We start from the raw sequence: 17359 nt of genomic DNA, 5'->3' as shown, positions 1-17359 counted from the left end.
GTTCCGCTATGCGGTTGTCAATTTGCGAAAGAAATTATGCGTCACCAGCGCGTGAACGAGCTCATCTCTTGAGCTCCCAAGAAATTCGCGAGCGCATCAACTCGGGCGTGGCCACCCTGCTGGCCGCGCCCCTCTGCATCGCACTGCTGCTGGTTTTACCATTTCTGATTTGGGATAGGCACCTTCGCTAGCTCCATGCAAGTGAATTGTGGTCCCACGTGGATTCTTTGGGCCCGATCGCGAGCGCGGACCCGAAGGCTGTAGTAGCTGGCCCATGCCTGGCGCGACGGGTCGCAGACGCTTTCCTGGCTGCCGCCGTCCCAATAGGTGGGCACGTCCATGCGCGCCTTGGCCTGGGACGAGCCGTTGGTTTGGGTTACGTGGAAGGTCGTCGCGGTGCCCGCGGGGGCGTCGTTCCACGATACGGTGAAGGTGACGCCGTTTTGGCTTGCCGTGGCGGAGTGGGCGTAGGTGGTTTGTGACGTGGTGGAGATGGCCTCAGGCGTGGGGTTGGCTTGGGCTCGGAGGGATGGGGCGGGGGTGCCGGTTGCGGCGGCGGTGCCGTCGGCGCTTTCCGTGTTGACGGCGCTGGTGCCGGTGGATGTTGCGGTGCTGTCCTCTACGGTATCTGCTGTCGTGCTTGTGTTGGTGCCGTCTTCGGCCTTGCCTGCGTCGCTGCTCGTTGCGTCGGCTTGCGCCTGCTGCCCGGCGGTTTCTTGAGGCTGCATAGCTTCTGCGATGGCTGCCATAGGCAACGTCGCGCCGACCATGGACGTGCACGCGATCGCGCAGAGCAGGTAGTAAAGGGATCGTTTCATAGCGGAGCCTCTCGGTGAGCAGCCAATAGGGTCCGAAGGCAGCTCCAGGCCAGCACTCCGCACATATTTTGTTGGGGTTTATTTTACGGGAACCCCAGTCAACATCAGCGAACTTTCTGGGGAATGTTGGGGAGGGGGAGTCTTAGGAGACGGCTTGGTGCATGTAAACAACCTTCTTAGGACTACTCTTATGATTTACAAGCCTCTCGAAGTGGCTGTGCCTCAAGTTCAGTACAACACGAGGCGTGTTAGATTGTTGGAAGCCATAAAACCATAAAGGTCGGGAGGACGCATGAGGATCTCTAAACTGAGGATTGAGAACTATCGGAATCTCGATGGAGTGTCGATTAGTTTTGACGAGGACGTGAGCTATATTGTCGGCGAGAACAACCTCGGCAAAACGAATGTGCTTGACTTGCTCAATACAATTTTCAATCAAGCGACGATTAGCGAAGAGGATTTCGCTGACATTGAAAAGCGCGCAGGGGCTCTAGTAACTTTAAAGTTGGACGAGGACGAGATCGGAATAACGAGGCTCGACATCGATCCTACGACCGGAAACACTATTACCATCTGCGCTTTTGCTGACGACCCGGATTCTCGAATTGAATTTAAGGCCGAAGGGAGCGGAGAAAGTATTCCACCCTCTCTGATGCGATCCGTTCACATGTTCAGGTACTCGACTGCATCCTTTAATAGGGGAGACCTGGCGTTTGATGGTACCCGAGGTGTCGGTAAAGTTCTCTCCAAAGGTATCGCTCTTTATCTAGATAAGGAGGGTAAAGAGGTCTCCGATTTTCTGGATGGGAGCGAGCTCGAAGGTCTGGTTGCAGATCTCGGCGAAATCGTCGGCGACGTTCCGATCCTGTCATCATATGGTGTGAGGCCTGGCGTCGATTCATCGGATGGCGGAACGCTTGGAAGTTTGGTTACCTTGCTTGACAAGAGGGGCGTTCATTTTAAAAAGGCAGGGGTAGGCTTGCAGTACCTCGCTATTGCCTCGCTCTCGATAATCGAGAGCATTATGCGTCTTTCGCCTAAACGCCTTCAAGAGAGCCTTTGCTCAGATGATGATGACAGACGCGTGCTGCATGCCGTTCTGGCTTATGACGAACCCGAAGCCCACCTTCACCCGTATATGCAGAGGCGTCTCTCGAAGAGCTTGCATAGGATTTGCGAAGGGAAGGATGATAGATTTAATGCTCTTCTAAAGGACTATTTCGGAATTGATTCAATCAAAGCTCAGCTGATCATGGTGACGCATTCGCCTAACATTCTGGCTCGCGGCTATAAGAACATTGTGCGATTCGGGCAGGGCGAAAATTCGCCGAAGGTCATATGCGGTAGGGATATTGACCTGTCCGACAAGGTTGAAAAGCATCTTATGCTGAACTTTGAGTCGATACGAGAGGCCTTTTTCGCGCGGTCGGTTTTGGCTTTTGAGGGGCAGACAGAGTCTGGAGCCATTCCGGTGTTCGCTCGCAACCTTGGGATGGATCTGGATGATTATGGAGTTGTGCCTATCAGGGCCGGCGGGAAAAAGAACGTTAAACCACTCTGTGAACTTCTGGGCAAGTTCGAGATCCCAAATTATTCAATTGTCGACAGAGATGAGGATGAGCTGCAAGAAACTTCTGAAGACCATATAACGACAACCGAACGGGATTTCGAAGGTGAGGTCGTTGACTCGTTCTTCGCTAGCGATAACCAGGGTGCGTTTATTGCGCTTCTTGAGTCGATTGATCCTCTTCAGAGGGCAACTTGCATCAAGGGGAATAGTAAAGCTTTGAAAAGCGCCTGTGCTGTCTACGGCGTTAACTTGCGGGACCCTGAATACGATTTCCGGGGATCGGAGTTTGACGGGTTATTCGCAGACACGCCCAAATCACGTGCGCTTATGTATGCATGGCTTTCATCGAACAAGGGCGTCGTGTCTGGCGTCGCCCTCGCGGAGGCTCTTGGTGCTAATGGCGTTCCCACATGTTACAAAAGTATTATTCGCAAGGCCGTGGGGCTCGAATGCTGATGAGTCAGACTGACCTGCGGGATAGTGTTAGAGCCGAGATTGAGGCGCGCTGTGGTGGGGATGCGTCACAGTGCTCCGCGATTTTCTCGCCATCAAAGAGGGTGTTCGTGGAGGCGCCGGCAGGCTACGGGAAGACCACGGTGATGACTGGGCGGGCTTGCTGGCTGCTGGCATCTGGCGAAGTCCATCCGCCAAAAAGGATTTTGGCCCTGACCTTTAGCGTTGCCGCCGCGCGGAGGATGCGTATGAATTTGGGCATCACTATGTCGGCACTTCCTGGTCCCGTGGCCAAGCGTTTTGAGGACAGCGTCATGGCGACCAACTTCCACGGCTTTGCTTGGGCTCTGCTACGCAGATACTGGAAATCGCTCTCGCTCCCAGTGAACGTTGGCGAGCTCTCTATGGTTGATGACAACAGCGCCGTTAGCGAGCTGGTTTCGCGAGGTGGCAGGCTGACCTGGGATGAAAAGAATGCCGTTGACGACTTCCTCCGCTTCATGAGAAACGGTCAGGAAATGGACTTGAGGCGTGTGATGTTTTCCTTTAATAGGATCATCAAGGAAAGGTTTGCATCGAACGGTCTCTTGCCATACTCTGCAATGATTTCCCTTGCAATTGAATTGCTCGCTCATTTTCCCAAGTTAAGGTCCTATCTGTCGGCAGCATATCCTGTCGTGCTTGTCGACGAGGCGCAGGACACGAATGCGTTGTGCTATGTCTTCCTAAGGGGTCTGATTTCTGATGAGTCGGGGATCTGCATGTTCGGCGACCCCATTCAGCGTGTTTATGGTTTTATTGGTGCAATGGAAGGCTTAAAGGCAAAGGCCACTACCGACCTGCGTCTAACGCCGTTGGAACTCGAGCATAACCATAGGTTTTCTGGGAGATCTATCGTCGGAGAGCTCGGTGCTGCGATTCGCTCCAACATGAAGGGCACCATTGCCGGCGGTACGCCCCGACTTCCCATATTTGTTGGCTCTACTCAGCAAGACGAAGCGACTGCCATCGTTTCCAAGGTTACGGCGCTCGCTCAAAGCAGTGGCGGGAGGATTGCGATTCTTGTTCGTAAGCGTGGTGCCCTTGCCGATCTCATTATGGAAGAGCTTGCTAAAGAAGGTATCTCTTACTTCAACGGACTCTTCTCGGATACAAGTCGGGGGTTCATCGAATTCAATGCGTTTGCTTTATCCAGGATTACTGATGCAGTGTCTGGAGAAAAGGGCGTCAGCCGGTCTGCTGCGGACAAAATAATCGACTCCATCTCTGATGAACTGCTGACTGGCTCCAAGAGGTTCGAGTATGGGCGGTCCTATGCCATGCTTCTAGGAGCGCTGCGGAAACACCTTAAAAATGACTGCGTCGCGATGGGACCTTCGGAGCGCTTCGACTATATAGTTAGTATCTTTTCCGAGGGCTCCCTGCGACGTTTCTCCGATTACCTTGATGTGGGCATCTCCATGATGACCGCTCACTCCGCTAAGGGGCTCGAGTGGGACACCGTTTTCATTCCGGGCGTTACGCGTTTCGATTGGCCTGGAGGGATTTGCTCTCGTTGCGAAAATGCTGGTATATGCTTACGTTCTGCGCGAGGTTGCCAGATTGCTGATGCGAAGAAAATGCCAGATGGGCTTATTGAGGAAATAGGCCTGCTGTACGTCGGCGTCACTCGCGCCCGCAAAGCGGTATACGTCTCCGCTTCGATGCAGCGCAGAACAAATTACGGGAACTATCAGGTTGCCTGCCCCTCTTGCCTAACGTCTCTTCCGGGCATTGAGCCTGTGAGCTGGACGGTCATGGACGGGGAGGGGTGATTGCCGGTGGGATGGAGCGTGTCTGCTTCTGACGCGAGGTCCGGTTGCGGCCCTTACTATGGTCTCATGGAGTGTGCCCAAGCTGCTCTTTGACTAGAACGGCTTGGGCACTGGCGTCTTGGTAGGATGCGGTGTTTGTTTAATTAGCCACTGTTGAATATTGCGAAGTGGTACCGCAGCATTGCGCCTAGGCGCCGTGGCCGTCATGGGCCCTCGTTGCCTTTTTCTTGCTAACGTTCGGCTCTGCGGTGCTGCCGCGTGTTGTTTTTGCTCATGTTGGCGCGGGTCGTGTCGTGTGCGTCTTTGTCCGTGATGGTTGCTTCTTCTCGGATGAAGTGGTCGAGTGCCATTGCCTCGAGCCCGGATGCGGGCGTCATGGAGCTGTGCATAAGGCCACTGGACGGATCGCCGCCGCCCTACGATGGTGGCGTCAGGCGCTGATATAGCTGCTGATTGAAAGACATTCTGGTAAGTTCACAATTGCCCAGTTCTTTGACCCGTGGGTCCCTGTCATCGTTGCCGTATATCAACGCGCATAGATCTTCTACAATACGCTTGCGTCTATTTTCAATATCCTGCTTATAGGGAAGTTCATCCTTATTGGCTCCCCATACCGATTCAATCACTTCATCAAGATATTGGATGAAGCGATTGCTGTGTTTCGCAAGTTCGTAGACAGCCCCGAAGTCAGTGCTGGTTTTCATTTCGTGCCAGGCGAGCGGGTCATAGTAAGCAAGAATATTTATTACAGGAAGCAGGCCCTGGTCTTGGAAATGCTGAACCCTTCCATCCCCAAAGTGCTCCCAGTGGTTAGTAATGTATCCGGACAGACTTGTTATAGAGTCGATAAGCCTGTTGCAGGCTCTTAGTGAGGCATGTTTGTAGCTGAGCAAATCGACGGTTATATCCATGAAGGTATATCCATCCATTGTATTGATGCCTTTATACAGAAGGTAGTCAGCCGGCTTTATCGGATTTAGCTCTAGGCGCTTGTCGTAGAAGCGCTCGAGGTATTTTCTCCCTTCAAATCTTGGGCCATATACGCCTTGGAGGGAATGTGCAAGCTGCGTGATGCTGGTCGAATAAACCACAACAATGCTTTCTTGTTGAAACAGGGTTTTGGTCTGCTCGAGCACCTTTATAGCGAATTCGGGCCGGCAGCGGTCAAGCTCGTCGATAAAGATGATGGCTCGTTTGGCTACCTTGGGCAGATGGCTCTTTATGAGCTCGCCAATTTTGCTCCTAAGCTCTTTTCCGCTTTGTACTGTTCGAGAAAATCGGTGCCGCTGAAATTTTCAATGATGCCATTAATGTCAACGCCGTATCCAATAATGGAGGCGGCGGTTTCTATGACGCTAATGACTCCCTTGCCGAAATCCTTTCCTCCCTTGACGCTCTGTTCGTCTACGGCGTTAGCGATAGAGGCCAATATAGGCAAGATCGGATTGTCGAAATGGTCGTCTTCCCATGCGTTGAAATAAATGGGGAGGCATGGTGTCGCGGGGAGTTCTGTTGCGGTTTCTCCTAGTGTCGCGTTAAGTGTCTCGAAATCGTGGTTGAGAGTCGGATTTGCCATTTGCAGGACTCTAGCTACTTGTTTTACAAAGAATGTCTTACCAGATCCCCAAGGCGCGTCAATAACAAAGGTATACGGAGGCTCAACTGTAATGAGCATCTTTAGAAAGTCCTCAATTTCTCTCTTGCGGTGAAGCGGATCCTGGCTGAGGGCGTTGTCAATCGCTTTCGGCGTGGGCTCCTCATCGACTCGTTTCATGGTGGCCGCCTTCTTTCTGTGGTCTTAGATTGTGTTTCGGTCTTATTCTTTCCGTAAATAGGATCGGTAGGTCTCTTCTTATCTGGCTTCCATCCGTAGGTTTTACCCTTTTAATGTTTAACAATGCCTAGACCGTAAAATGGGCTTACTGGTTATGCTGATTGATTGGATGGTTTAGATGGCGCTTTCAATGAGTCAAATACACTGGGATTACTTCATTTTGCTCGAGGAAGATGTCATTCGTATATTGCATTACATCGAGCCAACCGAAGCGAACTATGGCACCTATGGCGCCGAGCTCGTCAAAGCCTATCTCTCGATTTGTTCCGAGATCGACGTCGCCTTTAAAGATCTTAACCACCTTGTTGGGCGTTACGAGAGCGTCAATTGGGGTGTGGTTAAAAACATTTCCGGAGCGCGTGAGATGGTTCACGCTCGCTTCTCGCAACAGTTTCGTTTTAGCTGGGTTGTTATTGATGCCAGCGAGATCGTTATTAACCCCTGGTCATCTTGGTGGGCAGATGATGGGACCGAATCCACCATGAATCCTGAATGGTGGATCTCGTATAACAATGTCAAACACCATCGCTTAGATAGCTATGCCGAAGCCAATCTTGGCAATGTGCTCCAGGCGCTTTCAGGATTGTTCGTTCTCCTTTCCTGTTTATATCGGTATGAGTATGAACACAATGCGGATGAGGCCCCTCGCTATCTGCCCGCCCCGCAGCGATTGAAGTTCTCGAGTCGGGGGATCGAAATCGGCTCGAGCGATCCGTTATATGTTATCGATACCGCGCTCTGCTCTTCTCCGGGCTTTCATGTTGACAAGCCACTGCAGCTGCCTTCATCAGGCGAGAGAGATTCTCGTGATGATTGCGAACGGGGCGTGAGTTCGATTCAAGTGAATGATTGAGTGTAGTTGCCGACTAGCAATTAGGCGAACCCGCTCCATTCCCGTCAAGTTCGATTAAGCAGTGACTCAAGAGTTGTGAGTTCGCGTGGCGATGTAACGTGAGTATTTTCTCGCTTGAGCTTGAGTCGTCTGCGGAGGGCGGCGGAGATTGCGCCGTGCCCCAGTTCCATTAGTTCCTTGCGGTATTGAGTAGGGTTCCATTGTGGCTTTTCGAGTGGTCGATTGCTTGCTCGTCGACTTGTTATTTAGCTAACGGCAGTTTAAGCATGAGGCCGCCTTTAACCTCCGTGAGGCTCGATACCGGCACCTTCCAGGAAAAGTCCATAAGGCTGCCGCCTAAGTCCAGTTCCGCATGTCCATACTCTTCGATTTTGTAGTCAGGGTTGTTCTTGTCGGGCTTAAGGCGCCACTTGACCGGTTGCGATCCGACGATTCGATACTCCCGTTGGTATGCAAATTTGGGTGTTTTGATAACAAGGTTGTCCGGGATGCCTTGGAATGCCTCGGCAGTTACGCTTGGACTAGGGGCGCCGTAAAAGACGGGGCCGTGCAGGGATACGCCATCTCCCGAATCAAACTTCCTATTTAGCAGCCGCTCAAAGCGGTCATACCGCACGATGCCGATCCAGCCGTCGGAACACCTGAACTCCTCGACCATTCGCTTGGTAATTACGACAGCGTTGTCAACGATGTCGCTCTCCCACACCGTGTACATGCAGTAGATCGGCAAGAGCCAATGGGCGTAGATGCCCATGCCGCATGCCAGAGACGCTTCTAGCGGATCGCCCTGCTCTCCGGGCAGACCGTGATAGTAGCCGGCGGCGTTCATATAGAGGCGCCCGTTCATCAGGTCGTCGATGTACGCCTCTTGGGGAGCGAACTTCAGTAGGTAGATGATTCCGTCTATTGGCATGGCGAGTCCTCTCGTTGGTTGATGTATCCCGAGCCTCGTCATGTGCTCAGGTTCTTAGTGCAAATATAAGAGCGTCTCCTCAAACCCGCGTGCCGGATTGGGTAATGTCGTGAAAGTTGACGTAGCGTCCGATCTAAAGCAATGCGTCTCGACGTTGAAGAACCTGGTATGCGGTTGATTCGATCATCCTCTAGCTTGTGGGCATTGATGCTTTCGTGGCGGGCGAACTGGGTATGATGCTTCACCTTATTGAGGTGTATAGTACGTAGTCATAGTACAAAAGCTCTTTGGGGCTTTAAGGGCGACGCTTTCAGTTAGAGGGTGTTGCCCTTTTTTATGCGTTTAAAGTCTGGCACGCCGGCCGTGTCCGCTTCGACGATGGACTCATTTTTACCGCACTTCCGTGTTCGGCGCCCTATACCTGTTGTCTTGGGAGTGGTAAACACTTGATTGATGTTTCTTAAAGTCTATAATCAAATAAAAACTCTGAAATATCTTTTCAAAACAATGAAAGGAATTTTGAGGACGATGCTTTGTCAGTTCACCTTCAGGAACTATAGATCCTATCGCGACGAGACCGAGCTTTCTATGCAGGCAACATCGATGAGGGAGTTCGAGCGCTCCCTCATAGAGTGCCCTGACGGGCAGAGTTTTCTTCCGGTGGCTGCGGTGTACGGACCTAACGCTGGCGGCAAGTCTAACCTGCTCGAGGCGCTTGACTACATTCGTTCGGCGGTGGCCAGGCCGATCAGATTGCTGTCTGCCAGCACTGATGCGCCAGAGGGTAACCGTCCTTCGATACCCCGTTGCTCTGCGTTTGAGTTCGATGACGTGTCTGCTGCCGAGCCCACCGAGTTCGAGCTCTACTATCGCGCGGGTGAGCACGAGTACCGCTATGCCCTGTCCGTGCATGCGGACGAGATCGTGTCCGAAGGCCTATGGCGGCGAAAATTGGGAGCGTCACGCACGGCGATGCTGTTCGAGCGTGAGGGCGCAGAGGTTGAGCTCGGTCCCACGCTGCGTAAGCTCGTGACGGCTGCGAGATTCAACCCGAGACTGCCGTACCTGTCGTTTCTCTGCATCAACTTTGACGCGCCGGTGGTCAAGGAGGCTGCCAGCTGGTTTCTTGACGGGGTGTTCCTGAACTATAACAGCTCCTATCTGGAGCAGATGCTCGAACAATTGCTCGATGAGGATGACTCACCCGAGGTCACGCGTTTTTTGCGCGCCGTTGATGTACGTATTGATGGCTTCAGAGTGGAGAGGGCGCCGGAGTGGCGCGGCCAGCGCGTCTTCGTGAGGCACGAGGTGGGCGGCAAGGCGTACGAGCTGCGTTTATCCGAGGAATCTGCCGGAACCCAGAAGCTCATGGGGTTGGCTGCGTATCTGATGACAGCGCTTGAGCGTGGTGGCACCGTTGTGGTAGACGAGCTCGACGCCAAACTGCACCCGAAGCTTCTTCGCTATGTGATTCTGCTGTTTAAGGATCCTGGGGTCAACAAGAGTGGCGCGCAGCTCATCTTCTCGTCCCAGGATGTGTCAACCATGCGAAACGATGTGTTCCGCCGTGATGAGATATGGTTCGCTGCGCGCGGCGAGGGGGAGGCGAGCCAACTGTGGTCTCTCGCCGACATCCACGAGGCAAACGGTAATCTGGTAAGCAAGAACGCGGCTTTTGACAAGCAATACCTGTCCGGTCGCTACGGCGCCGATCCATATCTCACCCGCATCGAGGAGTGGGATTAGCATGGTGGCGAAGAAGTCGAAGGGCTGGCGTAGCGGCAAGCGAGAGGGCCGCTCGCGCATGGTTCAGATGACGCGTCATCTTGTAGTGAGCGAGGGCAAGGAGACCGAGCCTCGCTACTTTGAGGGTGTGCGTGCGGCGTTGGGCGCGGCGAACGAGCGTAAGGTTGCCATTGTCGTTAAGGGGACCGGCAAACACACGCTTGACCTACTTGACTTCGCCGTCGAACACTGCCGCTATGCGCCCGAGACATTCGACCATGTGTGGCTCGTGTATGACAAGGATGACTTTCCTGCGTCCGACTTTGACGCGATGGAGCGCAAATGCAACGAGCTCTCCGACGGTTCGAGGACCTTCCATGCGTTGTGGTCGAACCCCTGCTTCGAGCTGTGGCCGCTTCTGCACTTTCGCTACACGACCGCGCATATGTCCGCGTCCGACTGCCAGCATGTCCTCGCGCAGGAGATGTCGAGAGACCTGGGCATCGAGTACCGCAAGAACTTGGACGGGCTGTTCGAGGTGGTGGACGGCAAACGAGGCGAGGCATTGCAGCGTGTTGGGCGCCTCGTCACATACCATAGGGGGCTGGGTAACGTTAAGCCATCTGCGCAAAACCCTGCAACCAAGGTGGGCGAAATTTTCGATGTAATCGGGCCGTATCTGGCTGGCTAGTCGAGTCTGTGGATTGGCTTTCCGGTTAGGGCGATTGGCGGATTATGATGCGCGATTGCAAATCCGGTGCGTAGGAGAAGTGCGGAGAAAAATCGAAACTCGCCGAGCATAGCCCGATTTCAGGCAACAAAACCGCAGGTCGCGGGTGCCCAAAACTAGGGTCTGGTCGACAGGTCTCGGTTTTTCACCCCACTTCCGAATTGGTCGCTCATTTAGCACTCTTGATGTCCCCACATCCTCTAAAAAAGTTCTTAAAACAGCCTTAAAGGCGTTCCAACTCGCGTTGACAGCGTAAAATACGCATGTTTGACTATGACAGAAGTGGATTTTAGGGGAGGAGTACGCCATGGAGGTGCTGGTTGTTGGCAACACCGCATATGTTGACGATGACTTTTGCGCCAAGGCATTCCCTGGGGACCACGTTAAGGTTGTCGCTGCAGCGGAAGCGCGCCGCGACGAGTCGTCGCCCCATGCCTCGTGGAAAGAGCTCCTCCAGCACCTGGATCAGGCCTACGAGTTCGACCGCGTGGTTTACCTGTCTAATTACCTTACCCCGCATACCGATTCCGTGGGCGATATCGAGCTGCTGCGCTCGGTCTTTCGTACGTGCGCGGGTCGCCGGGTCCAACTGCTGTATGTAGCGGGGCCCGCGGGTGCCGAGGGTGCCGCCGATGCCGCGGGGCGAACGGGCAAGGGCATTATCGCGCACGCAGCCAACGACCTGTGCCGCTACTACGCTGCTCGCGAGGGCGTTCAGACCAAGATCCTGCGCGTGCCGTTCCTCTATACCGCGTCTGCCGCGCTGGAGGACCCGTTTTTGGTGCCGATGTTCGACGCATGCTCAACCGGATCGGCCGCTCTGCAGGGCGCGCAGGATGCGGCGTTTCCCCTGCTGTGTGCCGAGGAGCTTTCGGTGCTGGTACGCCGTATCTTCGACAGCTGGAATGCTAACTTTGAGACGCTCGACGTAGTCGATACCTTCCATCACACGGTGGGTGAGGTGGGCGACGCCCTCAAGGCGCTGTTCCCAGGGCTCTCAGTTGCCTATGGCGATTCTGCCGGCTACGCCCTGCCCGCCAGCGACGTCGCTCGCGTGCGCTATGGCTGGTTTCAGCGCTACGACTTGCTGCGCGACCTCTCGACCATTCAGGCTCGCTGGGATGCTGGCCGTGCAAAGAAGGTCAACCCCTTGCGCGCGGCCATCGACCGCATTCAAATGCGCACGCTGCCTGTCAAATGCCTGGAGACGGCAGCCGCCTGGGTGCTCTTTGAAGTGCTGGAGCGCTTGTTCTCCCAATCGACCTAGCTCAACGTGCTCGATTATCGCCTGCTCTACGTGGTGCTGATCGGCACGCTGTATGGCTTGGACTTTGGCCTGGTTGCGGCGCTGCTGGCGTCGGTGGGTTTGGCTGCGAGTTACTTTACTCTGTACGGCTATACCTTCCAGGGCCTGTTCTACGAGCCGTCCAACTGGCTGCCGTTTATTGCGTACTTTGTTGTGGGTGCCGTGTGCGGCTATGTGCAGCTGCGCAACAGCGAAGCCATTAGGGCGGAGCGCGATCAAAACGAGCTCGTGCGCAACCGCAATACGTTCCTTACGCAGCTCTATCACGACGCGATCGAGGACAAGCGTGCGTACAGGCGCCAGATCGTGGGTCGCCACGACAGCTTTGGCAAGATCTTTGCCGTGACGCAGGAGCTCGACGTGCTCAACCCACGCGACATCTATCGCAAGTGCTGCGAGCTTCTGGGCGAGATCCTCGAGAACGATTCGGTGGCGATCTACCATGTTTCGGGCGGGGCATTTGCACGCCTGGTGGCGGCAAGTCCCGCGATTGCCGAAGATGCCGCACGTTCGTCACGCTTTGAGCAGCTTGCACCTCTTTTGAGCGACGGGGGTCGTTCGAACCTGTGGGTGAACCGCGAACTGATGCCGGGGCTTCCCATGTTTGGATATACGATCGAGCGCGATGGGGCACCCGCCGTGTTGATCTTTGTGCGTCGCGCGGCCGAAAACCAAATGACCCTCTATTACCAAAACCTGTTCCGCATCTTGTGTGGCCTGGTCGAAAGCGCGCTGGGCCGTGCCTTTGACTATGAGGCGGTGGCACAGGATAAACGCTGCGTTGACGGCACTTGCGTGCTCAAGCAGGCTGCCTTTGGCCAAGAGCTCGCGGCCGAGCAGGCGCTGGCAGATGGCAAGATGGGCAGCTTTTTGCTCCTGCGCGTGGTACCGGGCATGGAGTCTGTCGGCGAGCTGGCGGCCGCAATTGGGCCGGCAATCCGCGAGAGCGATGCGGCGGGCCTGGTCGATGGTGACATGCTCTACCTGCTTATGCGCCAGGCAAAGGCGTGCGATCTGCCCATTATCCGCGAGCGCCTGAGCGAAAAGCAGATTGCGGTGGAGCCCGTTGACGGCGAGGACATCGTGGCGCTGCTGCAGCACATCTCTTACACCGGTGACGGTGAGGGGGGTGCCGCTTGATCTCGCTTGTCGTTGCTGCCGTCTTGCTGCTGATTCATGCGCTGGTTTGCCTGATGCTGTGGACGCTCATGAAGTTGGGCCTGCTGCCGGTTCGCGGTCACATGCTGGCTGTGATTGTGCTGGTGCCGCTATGGGGCCCGTTGCTGGTGGTTCTGCTATCGGTCCGCGGTGCGTTGTTTGGCGAGGGGCTGAAAGAGTCTGCGCTGGAGTCGCTGCGCTTCAACGACGACCTGCATCGCAGCATCCTAGTGCACGAACGTGATGCCGATGCATGCGTAGTGCCGCTCGAGGAGGCGCTCATCGTCAACGACCCGGCAGACCGGCGCCGACTAATGCTCTCCATGCTCACCGAGGAGCCCGACGCGTACCTGGCGCAGCTGCAGGCGGCTAAGCTTAACGACGACGTTGAGGTGGCGCACTATGCCGCGACGGCGGTGGCGCAGATTTCTAAGGAGTCCGATCTTAAACTGCAGCAGCTGGAACGTGCTTTTAAGACCGACCCGAGCGCGCAAAACCTCAATGAATACTGCGATTTTCTTGGCGAGTACTTGGGCTCGGGCTTGGCCGAGGGGCGCGTGGCGCAGATTCAGCGCCAACAGTACGCGCGCCTGCTTGCGCGTCGCTGCGAGTGCGAGGACACCCTTGAGCTGCGCATTCGATACGCGACGGCGCTGGCCGATGTCGGACAGATCGACGAGGCGCAGGCCGTGATCGACCAGTTGGTGCTCGATGTGCCCGAGGAGCAGGAGGTTTGGATGCTTTGCCTGCGCCTGGCGGTGATGCGCCGCGACGGTGACGAGGTCCACCGCGTGATCGATGCGATTGACAAACAGCATGTATACTTGAGCGCCGCCAACCGCGAGGAACTGGCGTTTTGGCGCAACGGAGAGGAGGCCCGGTGAGCGTGGTACAGCATATCCGCGACCGTGCGGGCCATTTTCGCTGGATGGGGCTGCTTGTGGTGTGGGCGGTCTTTATTGCCATGGCCGCCGTGCTGCTGGTGGAACGTGCCGGCGTGCAGTACAGTGCGGGCCAGCATAAGCTGGGGATGCTTGCCGCCAACGATGCGGTGCCGGCCTCCTCGGCGATGTTTGGCCAAAAGCCCACGTGCCTGGTCATTACCGATTCCGACCAAGCTGGCGTCGAGGACGTAAAGGAGCAGTTTGACCAGATCCTGCTCGACATGAAGATCGCGCACCGCGACGTGGACCTTGCCCTGGACGGCGTGGGTGCCATTCCCTCGCTGACCTCCTTCGATCGCGTGATTTTGCTCATGCCGTCGCTCGATGGGCTCGGTACGCACCTGAGCGACATTATGAGTTGGGTGAGTGCCGGTGGTTCGCTTATGCTCGCCATGCCTCCGGATAACTCGAGCTATTTGCAAGTGATTGCCCCCAAGCTTGGCATTGAATCGGCCGGATATGACTATGTAAAAGCCGAAAGCATTGTGCCGAGCGAGGACTTTATGCTGGGCGGGGGAGAGCGCTACGAGCTCTCGGACCCCTTTGATTCGTCGCTTTCGGTTTCGCTGCGCGAGACGGCTCGTGTGTGGGCTAAGACCGGCGATGCGGGCGCCCCGCTCATTTGGTCGAATGACTGCGGTAGCGGTCGCACCGTGGTGTGCAATATCGGTATCTATGACAAGGTCATGCGCGGTTTTTACGCCGCGGCGATCAGCCTTCTGGGCAATGCCACGGCCTATCCGGTCATCAACAGCGCCGTCTTCTATCTGGACGACTTTCCCAGCCCCGTGCCCTCGGGCGACGGCACCTACATCAAGCGCGACTACGGGCTTTCTATCGCCGACTTTTATGCCAAGGTCTGGTGGCCCGATCTGCAAAAGCTCGCGCAAAAATATGGCGTTCGCTTTACCGGCGTGATGATCGAAAACTACGAGGACGCGGTCAACCAGACCGAGCCCGCGCGCCAGGCCGATACCACGCAGTTCCGCTACTTTGGCGGCATGCTGCTGCAGATGGGCGGAGAGCTGGGTTTCCACGGCTACAACCATCAGCCGCTGGCGCTCTGGGATACCGACTATGGCACACTGTACGACTACAAGACGTGGAAGAACAAGGAGACGCTCGTCGCATCGCTCAACGAGCTTATAGCCTTCCAGGACGAGGTACTGCCCAACGCGCACGGCTCGGTCTATGTGCCACCGTCGAATATCCTTTCGGCCCGTGCGCGCAAGCTTATTGGCACCGACGTTCCGCGCATTAAGACCATCGCCAGTACGTATTTTGAGGATGGCACCGACTTGCCCTATGTGCAGGAGTTTGGCGTGGCGAGCGATGGCATTGTGGAGCAGCCACGTATTGTCTCGGGCGGCATGGTCAACGATTCCTATATGCGTCTGGCAGCCGTGTCCGAGCTCAACATGCACTACGTGAGTACGCACTTTATGCATCCGGACGACCTACTGGATCCCGGTCGCGGAGCCAAGGAGGGCTGGGAGGTCTACAAGGGCGGTCTGACCAACTACCTGGAGTGGCTTACCAAGTCTGCGCCCGACCTGCGGCGCCAGACCGGTTCGGAATGCTCGGGCGCCATCCAGCGCTTTTCGTCCGTGACGGTGAGCGTGGATACAGACGCGAATGCCTGGACGCTCAGCCTGGGCAATTTCCACGACGAGGCGTGGCTCATGTTCCGCGCCAACAACGGCGAGCCGGGTGCAGTCACGGGTGGCGAGATTACGCATCTGACGGGCGATCTGTACCTGGTTAAAGCCACGGACAAGACGGTGACCATTGCACGCAAGGAGGGTGGCGACAAATGAGAATCTGTTTGGTACTCGAGGGTTGCTACCCCTATGTGCACGGCGGCGTATCTACCTGGATGCATGGCTACATACAGGCCATGCCCGAGCACGAGTTTGTGCTGTGGGTGATTGGCGCGCATGCTGCCGACCGCGGCAAGTTTGTCTACGAGCTGCCCGGCAACGTGGTCGAGGTACACGAGGTGTTTCTGGACGACGCCCTGCGGCTTTCGGGCGAGCAAGAAGAGGCCGACTTTAACGCTCACGAGCGCGAGGCGCTGCGCCGCCTGGTATCGCTCTCCAATCCGGACTGGGACGTGTTGTTCGATATCTTCCAGCGCCGTCGCGTGCATCCGCTCTCGTTTTTGCAGAGTCGCGCCTTTATGGATATCTTTCGCGACGTGTGCCTGGCCGAGTACCCATACACGCCCTTTGCCGATGCATTCCACACCATGCGCTCCATGCTGCTGCCCGTGCTCTACCTTCTGGGCAGCGAGGTGCCGGTGGCCGATGTGTACCACGCCATCTCGACCGGCTACGGTGGCCTGCTCGCCTGCCTGGGCTCAATCGTTCACCATGCGCCGGTGCTGCTGACCGAGCATGGCATTTATACTCGCGAGCGCGAGGAAGAGATCATTCGCGCCGACTGGGTGGTGCCGTCGTTTAAGGACCGCTGGATTCGCTTTTTCTACCTGCTTTCGGAGGAGATCTACCGCCGCTCCTTTCGCGTGACGAGCTTGTTTCATAACGCCCGCAAGACGCAGATCGATATGGGCTGCGATGCAGGTAAATGCCTGGTCATCCCCAACGGCATCCAGTTCGACCGCTTTAAGGACATTCCCTTAAAGCCCGATGACGGCTGGGTGGACATTGGCGCGGTGGTGCGCCTGGCGCCCATCAAGGACGTCAAGACCATGATCTATGCCTTCTTTGAGCTGCACGAGCGCCTTCCCAAGGTGCGTCTGCACATCATGGGCGGCGTGGACGACGAGGAGTACGGTGCCGAGTGCCACGCGCTGGTCGATACCCTGGGCGTGCGCGATCTGATCTTTACCGGGCGCGTCAACGTGGTCGAGTACATGGAAAAGCTCGACTTTACCATTTTGACGAGTATCTCCGAGGGCCAGCCGCTCAGTGTGCTGGAGTCGCTCGCCGCGCGTCGTCCCTGCGTGACGACCGAGGTGGGCTGCTGCCGTGAGCTGCTGGAAGGCGCCCCGGGCGACGATTTTGGCGTGGCGGGCTTTGTGAGCCCGCCCATGTATCGCAAGGGCTTGGCCGACGCCATGGAGCGCATGTGCGCGAGTCGCGCCCGCCGTATCGAGATGGGGGAGCGCGGCCAGCGCCGTGTTGCCACGTACTTTTTGCACGAGCAGATGCTCGCCAACTATCGCGCACTGTACGACGAGACGGCGCGTGCGTTCGACCTGCCCAGAGAGGGGGAGTAG

At 56.1% G+C, this 17359-nt stretch carries 14 protein-coding genes; 10 read left to right on the top strand and 4 right to left on the bottom strand.

The annotated features are described in order from the left end of the window. Positions 1 to 155 precede the first annotated feature (155 nt). Positions 156 to 818 carry a hypothetical protein gene (locus tag DXD24_RS10310; protein ID WP_117564834.1) on the bottom strand — a complete coding sequence of 221 codons (663 nt, stop codon included), beginning with the start codon at positions 816 to 818 and terminating at the stop codon, positions 156 to 158. A gap of 292 nt (positions 819 to 1110) precedes the next feature. On the opposite strand from DXD24_RS10310, the gene DXD24_RS09600 reads away from it, so the two are divergent. Then, positions 1111 to 2844 (top strand): ATP-dependent endonuclease, encoded by a 1734-nt coding sequence (locus DXD24_RS09600; protein WP_117564833.1) that lies wholly within the window; start codon positions 1111 to 1113, stop codon positions 2842 to 2844. Next, complete coding sequence (locus tag DXD24_RS09595) at positions 2844 to 4655, top strand: UvrD-helicase domain-containing protein (protein ID WP_158548970.1); 1812 nt, start codon at positions 2844 to 2846, stop codon at positions 4653 to 4655. The genes DXD24_RS09600 and DXD24_RS09595 overlap by 1 nt, the downstream gene beginning before the upstream one ends. A gap of 416 nt (positions 4656 to 5071) precedes the next feature. Here DXD24_RS09595 and DXD24_RS09590 read toward each other — a convergent pair whose 3' ends face one another. Both DXD24_RS09590 and DXD24_RS09585 read right to left on the bottom strand, forming a co-directional pair. Next, positions 5072 to 5842, bottom strand: coding sequence for a P-loop NTPase fold protein (locus DXD24_RS09590; RefSeq protein WP_370446259.1), 771 nt, complete (start codon positions 5840 to 5842; stop codon positions 5072 to 5074). Between the two features lie 32 nt (positions 5843 to 5874). Beyond that, the gene (locus DXD24_RS09585; RefSeq protein ID WP_117564830.1) at positions 5875 to 6429 is read right to left on the bottom strand and encodes a P-loop NTPase fold protein; all 555 of its coding nucleotides are present in this window, start codon (positions 6427 to 6429) and stop codon (positions 5875 to 5877) included. Positions 6430 to 6607: 178 nt separating this feature from the next. Between DXD24_RS09585 and DXD24_RS09580 the strand changes: the two genes are divergently transcribed. Beyond that, complete coding sequence (locus tag DXD24_RS09580) at positions 6608 to 7342, top strand: hypothetical protein (RefSeq protein ID WP_117646607.1); 735 nt, start codon at positions 6608 to 6610, stop codon at positions 7340 to 7342. Between the two features lie 241 nt (positions 7343 to 7583). On the opposite strand, the gene DXD24_RS09575 is transcribed toward DXD24_RS09580, so the two are convergent. Beyond that, a complete protein-coding gene (locus DXD24_RS09575; RefSeq protein ID WP_117564828.1) occupies positions 7584 to 8255 on the bottom strand; it encodes a hypothetical protein in 672 nt (223 codons plus the stop codon). A gap of 528 nt (positions 8256 to 8783) precedes the next feature. Here DXD24_RS09575 and DXD24_RS09570 point away from each other — a divergent pair. From DXD24_RS09570 to pelF, 7 genes are all read left to right on the top strand, one after another. Beyond that, a complete protein-coding gene (locus DXD24_RS09570) occupies positions 8784 to 10001 on the top strand; it encodes an ATP/GTP-binding protein (RefSeq protein WP_158550181.1) in 1218 nt (405 codons plus the stop codon). Between the two features lies 1 nt (position 10002). Then, complete coding sequence (locus DXD24_RS09565) at positions 10003 to 10671, top strand: RloB family protein (RefSeq protein ID WP_117646605.1); 669 nt, start codon at positions 10003 to 10005, stop codon at positions 10669 to 10671. 346 nt (positions 10672 to 11017) lie between these two features. Continuing rightward, a complete protein-coding gene (locus DXD24_RS09560; protein ID WP_117646604.1) occupies positions 11018 to 11977 on the top strand; it encodes a hypothetical protein in 960 nt (319 codons plus the stop codon). Positions 11978 to 11983: 6 nt separating this feature from the next. Beyond that, complete coding sequence (locus tag DXD24_RS09555) at positions 11984 to 13156, top strand: DUF4118 domain-containing protein (RefSeq protein WP_117646603.1); 1173 nt, start codon at positions 11984 to 11986, stop codon at positions 13154 to 13156. Continuing rightward, a complete protein-coding gene (locus DXD24_RS09550; RefSeq protein ID WP_117646602.1) occupies positions 13153 to 14058 on the top strand; it encodes a tetratricopeptide repeat protein in 906 nt (301 codons plus the stop codon). The genes DXD24_RS09555 and DXD24_RS09550 overlap by 4 nt, the downstream gene beginning before the upstream one ends. After that, positions 14055 to 15935, top strand: a complete 1881-nt coding sequence (locus DXD24_RS09545) for a DUF2194 domain-containing protein (RefSeq protein WP_117646601.1) — start codon at positions 14055 to 14057, stop codon at positions 15933 to 15935. Before DXD24_RS09550 ends, DXD24_RS09545 begins: the two co-directional genes overlap by 4 nt. Then, complete coding sequence (gene pelF / locus DXD24_RS09540) at positions 15932 to 17359, top strand: GT4 family glycosyltransferase PelF (RefSeq protein WP_117564823.1); 1428 nt, start codon at positions 15932 to 15934, stop codon at positions 17357 to 17359. Before DXD24_RS09545 ends, pelF begins: the two co-directional genes overlap by 4 nt.

This window comes from Collinsella sp. TF12-2AT, assembly GCF_003436735.1.
Classification (GTDB): domain Bacteria; phylum Actinomycetota; class Coriobacteriia; order Coriobacteriales; family Coriobacteriaceae; genus Collinsella.
Note: the sequence above shows the minus strand (reverse complement) of the source record. Positions and strands in the feature narration are given on the sequence as shown.

Excerpts from the sequence above, each read along its gene's own strand:
- DXD24_RS09580 (WP_117646607.1), top strand. The coding sequence starts at position 6,608 with ATGGCGCTTTCAATGAGTCAAATACACTGGGATTACTTCATTTTGCTC.
- DXD24_RS09570 (WP_158550181.1), top strand. The coding sequence starts at position 8,784 with ATGCTTTGTCAGTTCACCTTCAGGAACTATAGATCCTATCGCGACGAG.
- DXD24_RS09600 (WP_117564833.1), top strand. The coding sequence starts at position 1,111 with ATGAGGATCTCTAAACTGAGGATTGAGAACTATCGGAATCTCGATGGA.
- DXD24_RS10310 (WP_117564834.1), bottom strand. The coding sequence starts at position 818 with ATGAAACGATCCCTTTACTACCTGCTCTGCGCGATCGCGTGCACGTCC.
- DXD24_RS09560 (WP_117646604.1), top strand. The coding sequence starts at position 11,018 with ATGGAGGTGCTGGTTGTTGGCAACACCGCATATGTTGACGATGACTTT.
- DXD24_RS09585 (WP_117564830.1), bottom strand. The coding sequence starts at position 6,429 with ATGAAACGAGTCGATGAGGAGCCCACGCCGAAAGCGATTGACAACGCC.
- pelF (WP_117564823.1), top strand. The coding sequence starts at position 15,932 with ATGAGAATCTGTTTGGTACTCGAGGGTTGCTACCCCTATGTGCACGGC.
- DXD24_RS09595 (WP_158548970.1), top strand. The coding sequence starts at position 2,844 with ATGAGTCAGACTGACCTGCGGGATAGTGTTAGAGCCGAGATTGAGGCG.
- DXD24_RS09575 (WP_117564828.1), bottom strand. The coding sequence starts at position 8,255 with ATGCCAATAGACGGAATCATCTACCTACTGAAGTTCGCTCCCCAAGAG.
- DXD24_RS09565 (WP_117646605.1), top strand. The coding sequence starts at position 10,003 with ATGGTGGCGAAGAAGTCGAAGGGCTGGCGTAGCGGCAAGCGAGAGGGC.